The organism is Actinomadura montaniterrae, assembly GCF_008923365.1.
In the GTDB taxonomy this organism is placed as follows: domain Bacteria; phylum Actinomycetota; class Actinomycetes; order Streptosporangiales; family Streptosporangiaceae; genus Spirillospora; species Spirillospora montaniterrae.
Genome location: NZ_WBMR01000392.1, coordinates 1 through 4,886 on the forward strand (window position 1 = coordinate 1; position 4,886 = coordinate 4,886).

Consider the following 4,886-nt stretch of genomic DNA (forward strand, 5'->3'; position numbering starts at 1 on the left):
GCCGAGGCGATGCTCGCGCTCGGCGCCGCCGCCGAGGCCGTCCCCGACCTGGAGGCGCACGCCGCCGGCCACCCGCTGCGCGAGGAGGCGTGGCGGCTGCTGGCCCTCGCCCTGTACCGGGCGGGACGGCAGGGCGACGCGCTCGCCGCGCTCCGCCGCGCCCGCGCCGCCCTGATCGAGGAGCTCGGCGTCGACCCCGGCCCGGCGCTGCGCGACCTGGAGGCCGGCATCCTCGCCCAGGCCCTCGACCTCGGCGGCGCCGCGGAACGGCCCGCCCCGTCCGTCGTGCGGACGGCGCCCGCGGAGCCGCCCGGCGCCGCGTTCGTCGGGCGGGAACGGGAACTGGCCGTGCTGGACGAGGCGGCCCGCCAAGCCGCCGCCGGACGCGGCACCACCGTCCTCATCAGCGGCGACGCCGGCATGGGCAAGACCGCCCTCACCGAACGGTTCGCCCGCCTCCTCGCCGGACGCGGCTGGACGTGCGCTTGGGGGCGCGCGCCGGAGACCGGAGGGGCGCCCGCCGCCTGGCCCTGGGCCGAGCTGCTCCGCGACCTTGCCGCCGTCACCCCGCCGCCACCCGGACTGGCCGGCCGCCTCGCCCCCCTCCTCGACGACGCCGCGACCGGGGACGCCGGCACCGACGTCAGCGCCGGCCGGTTCCGCCTGCACCTCGCCGCCGGCGACTACCTCGCCGGGGTCGCCGGCGGAACGCCGCTCCTGCTCGTCCTCGAAGACCTGCACTGGGCCGACGAGGAGACCCTCGCGCTGCTCACCCGGCTCGCCGGGCGGCTCCGCGACCGCCGCGTCCTCCTCGCCGCGACGTTCCGGCAGACCGAGGTCCCGGGCGCGCTCGCCGCCGCGCTCGCCACCCTGGCCCGGCACGAGCCGGCCCGGATCGAACTGCCCGGGCTCTCGGCCGCCGAGGTCGCCGCGCTCGTCCGGGCCGTCTGCGACACCGGGCTCGGCGACGCGGAGCTGTCCGCCATCGCCGAGCGGACCGGCGGGAACCCGTTCTTCACCCGCGAGACGGCGCGGCTGCTCGCCGCCGAGGGCCTGCCCGCCGCCACCCGCCGGGTGCCCGCCGGCGTCGGCGACGTGCTGCGCCGCCGCATCGCCCGGCTCCCCGAACCCGCCCGGGCCGTCCTGCGGGACGCCGCCGTCGCCGGCCGCGACGCCCGCCTCGACGTGCTCGCCGACCTGTCCGGCGACGAGGACGCCGTGCTCGACGCCGTCGAGGCCGCCCTCGCCGCCGGCCTGGTCACCGAGCCCGCGCCCGGACGCCTGCGGTTCGCGCACGCCCTGGTCCGCGACACCCTCTACACCGGCCTGTCGAGCGCCCGCCGCGCCCGCCTGCACGGCCGCGTCGCCGCCTCCCTCGAACGGCGCAGCCCCGACGAGGTCGCCGCCATCGCGCACCACTACCTGGAGTCCGGCACGGCGCCCGACCGGGCCGTCCGGTACGCGCGGCTCGCGGCGGCCGCGGCCGAGGCCCGCTACGCCCACCGCGTCGCCGCCGACCTGTGGGTCCGCGCCGCCGAGACGCTGCGCGCCCAGGGCGGCGGCGCCGACCGCGAACGGCTGGAGACCGAGGTCGCCGCGATCCGCGCGACCGCGCTCGCCGGGCAGGTCGTCGACGCCCGCGACCGGCGCCGCCGCGCCATCGCCGACGCCCGCGCCCTCGGCGACGTCCGCCTCCTCGCCCGGATCATCGCCGCCTTCGACGTGCCGACCCTGTGGACCAGCCGCGAGTACGGGATCCTCGACCGGGACGTCATCGAGGCGACCGAGCACGCCCTCGCCGGCCCGCCCGGCGACGACCCCGCGCTCCGCGCCCGCCTCCTGACGACCCTGGCGATCGAACTGGAGGGCGAGCAGGACGACCGCGGCGCCACGGCGGCCCGCGAGGCCGTCGAGACCGCCCGCGGCCTCGGCGACCCCGCCCTGCTGGCCGCCGCGCTCAACGGCGCCTACCTCAACGGATACCGCTCCGCCGGCGGCCTGCGCGACCGCCGCCGCATCGCCGCCGAACTCCTCGCCCTCGCCACCGAGCACGACCTGCCCGGCTACCTCGTCCTCGCCCACCTGCAGCTCCAGCAGACCGAGGTCGCCTCCCTCGACCTCGCCGCCGCCCGCCGCCACCTGGACGAGGGCCACCGCCTCGCCGAGCAGTACGGCCTCCCGCTGCTCGCCATGATCGCCGAATGGTACGGCGGCCTCGCGCACACCTTCCGCGCCCGCTACGACGAGGCCGAACGGGTCTACACCCAGGTCGGCGGCGCCATCGGCCGGACCGGCATCTGGAGCAGCGAGCGCGGCATGATGCTCGTCGGCGCGTTCTGCCTGCGGTATGTCCAGGGCCGCGCCGGCGACCTGGTCGGCGAGACCGCCTGGCTGCGCGAGCGGTGGCCGCACGTCGCCGCGACCGCCGACATCCACGCCCTGGCGCTCGCCGCCGCCGGCCGCGTCGACGAGGCCCGCCGCGCCGTCCCGGCCGACGCCGGACCCGTCCGCCGCGACTACTTCTACGACCTCGTCATGGCGATCCGCGGGCGCCGCGCCATCGCGCTCGGCGAGCCCGGCCTCGCCGCCCGCGCCTACGAGGCGCTGCTCCCGTACGAGGGCCACGTCACCGGCGGCGCCACCGCCGTCGCCACCATCGGCCCCGTGGCCGCCGTCCTCGCCGACCTCGCCCGCTTCCTCGGCCTCCCCGAGGAGACCGCCGCCGCCCACGACCGCAAGGCCGCCGAGGTCACAGCGGTTCTCACCCAGGGGGGCGACCCCCTGGAACCCCCGTCACGGTCGACGGGCCGTTTCCCGCTCCGCTAGCGCTCCGCGCGAAACGGCCCGCCGACCGGCGGGCGGGCCCGCTCCGCTCGCTGCACTCGCTCCGCGTTCCCGCCCGTGACCGGTGCTTGGGGTTCGACCTGCCGGGGCTGGGGTTCGATCTGCCGGGGCCGGGGGGCGGACTTGCGCGTGGCTGGGGGTCGGGGTGGCGGGGGCGGGTGGTCGTGGGGCGTCTCGGGGTGGGCGACAATTGGCAGGTGACGAGCGGAGATGTGATGGGCGCCGTGCCGGAGGGGTACCGGGCGGGGTTCGCCTGCTTCATCGGGCGGCCCAACGTGGGGAAGTCGACCCTGATGAACGCGCTGGTCGGCACTAAGGTGGCGATCACCAGCAGCCGGCCGCAGACGACCCGGCGGGCGATCCGCGGGATCGTGCACCGGCCGGACGCGCAGCTCGTCGTCGTCGACACGCCCGGCCTGCACAAGCCCCGCACGCTGCTGGGGGAGCGGCTGGACAGCCTCGTCCGCTCGACCCTCACGGAGGTCGACGTGATCGGGTTCTGCGTTCCGGCGGACCAGCCCGTCGGGCCCGGCGACAAGTACATCGCGCGGGAGCTGGCGGCGGTGAAGCGGACGCCGGTCGTGGCGATCGTCACCAAGACCGACCTGGCCGCGCCGGAGCAGGTCGCCGAGCAGCTGCTCGCGGTGGGGCGGCTCGGCGAGTTCGCCGACATCGTGCCGTGCTCGGCGGCGGACGGCTTCCAGGTCGGCCTGGTCGGCGACCTGCTGATCTCCCGGCTGCCGGAGGGCATGCCGCTGTACCCGGAGGGCGACCTCACCGACGAGCCCGAGCAGGTCCTCATCGGCGAGCTGATCCGCGAGGCCGCGCTGGAGGGCGTCCGCGACGAGCTGCCGCACTCGATCGCCGTCGTCGTGGACGAGGTGAACCCGCGCGAGGGCCGCGACGACCTGATCGACGTCTACGCGCACCTGTTCGTGGAGCGGCCCAGCCAGAAGGGCATCATCATCGGCCACAAGGGCGCCCGGCTGCGCGAGGTGGGCGCGGCGGCGCGGCGGCAGATCGAGGCGCTGCTCGGCACCAAGGTCTTCCTCGACCTGCGGGTCAGCGTCCTGAAGGACTGGCAGCGCGACCCGAAGCAGCTGCGGCGGCTCGGCTTCTACGACTGACCGTTCCCGCGACCGGCCGTTCCAGCGACCGACCCGGGCGGTGGTTCACTCCTGTTCCGGTTGCGGCGACGGGCGGGCGGGCCCGCCGGAGGCCCGCCGGTCGGCGTGCGGCTCCTCGGCGCCGCGCTCCGGGTCCTGCGCCTCCTCGGCGTCGCGTTCCCCGGAATGCGGCTCCTCAGAGCTGCGGCTCGCGGCCTCCGCCTGCTCAGGAGCCCGGCTCCAGGACTGCGCCTGCTCAGGGGCCTGGCCCCAGGCCTGGGCCTGCTCGGGCGCTTGGCCCCACGCCTGCGCCTCCTCGGGCCACGCGGCGCCCTGCTCGGCCCAGTAGCGCTGCTGCTCCGCGTACTGCTGCGCCGCCGCGTACTGCTGGGCGGCGTACTCCTGCTCCGTGCCCGGCCGTCCGCCGTCCTTGGCCGCCAGGCGGTCGGAGATGGGGCGGACGAGGCTGAACACGGCCAGCAGCAGGCTCATCGCGACCGCCAGGAACCAGCCGTACCGGAGGCTGACCTGGTAGGTGAGGTTCAGCCCGTAGTCCGGCAGGCGGTTCGGCACGTCGCCGAGCCGCAGCACGAAGATGCCGCAGGTCACCAGCGACAGGATGGCCGGGACGGCGGCGAGCGCGCCGATCCGGGGGTCGCGGGCGACGAGGTTCCAGAACGCCATCACGATCGCCACCACCGCCAGCACGGGGACCGCGAGGACGATGTTGTCGGCGTCGATGCCGGCGACGCTGCCCTGGTCGCGGACGAGGGACCGGCCGAACAGGTCGAGGACGGTCTGGGCGTGCGCCCACGGCAGGAACGCCGACACCACCAGGATGGCGGAGGCTGCGATCACGGCGAAGTCCCAGCCGGCGCGGCGCGGGCCCGCCGCGGGCGGCGCCGGCGGCGGCCACGGCTCGGCGGGCGGCGTCTC

The 4,886-nt window shown here is 77.2% G+C and carries 2 protein-coding genes and 1 pseudogene; 2 read left to right on the forward strand and 1 reads right to left on the reverse strand.

The genetic code is table 11. From position 1 onward, the window contains the following. Both F9B16_RS49180 and era read left to right on the forward strand, forming a co-directional pair. On the forward strand, positions 1-2,826 hold a 2,826-nt coding region (locus tag F9B16_RS49180), incomplete at its 5' end, for an AAA family ATPase (RefSeq protein WP_151547144.1). 233 nt (positions 2,827-3,059) lie between these two features. Then, complete coding sequence (gene era, locus F9B16_RS49185; protein ID WP_151547146.1) at positions 3,060-3,971, forward strand: GTPase Era; 912 nt, start codon at positions 3,060-3,062, stop codon at positions 3,969-3,971. A 45-nt stretch (positions 3,972-4,016) separates the two neighbouring features. Here the strand turns inward: era and F9B16_RS49190 are convergent. After that, positions 4,017-4,886, reverse strand: a pseudogene (locus F9B16_RS49190) (hypothetical protein); the annotation flags it as partial.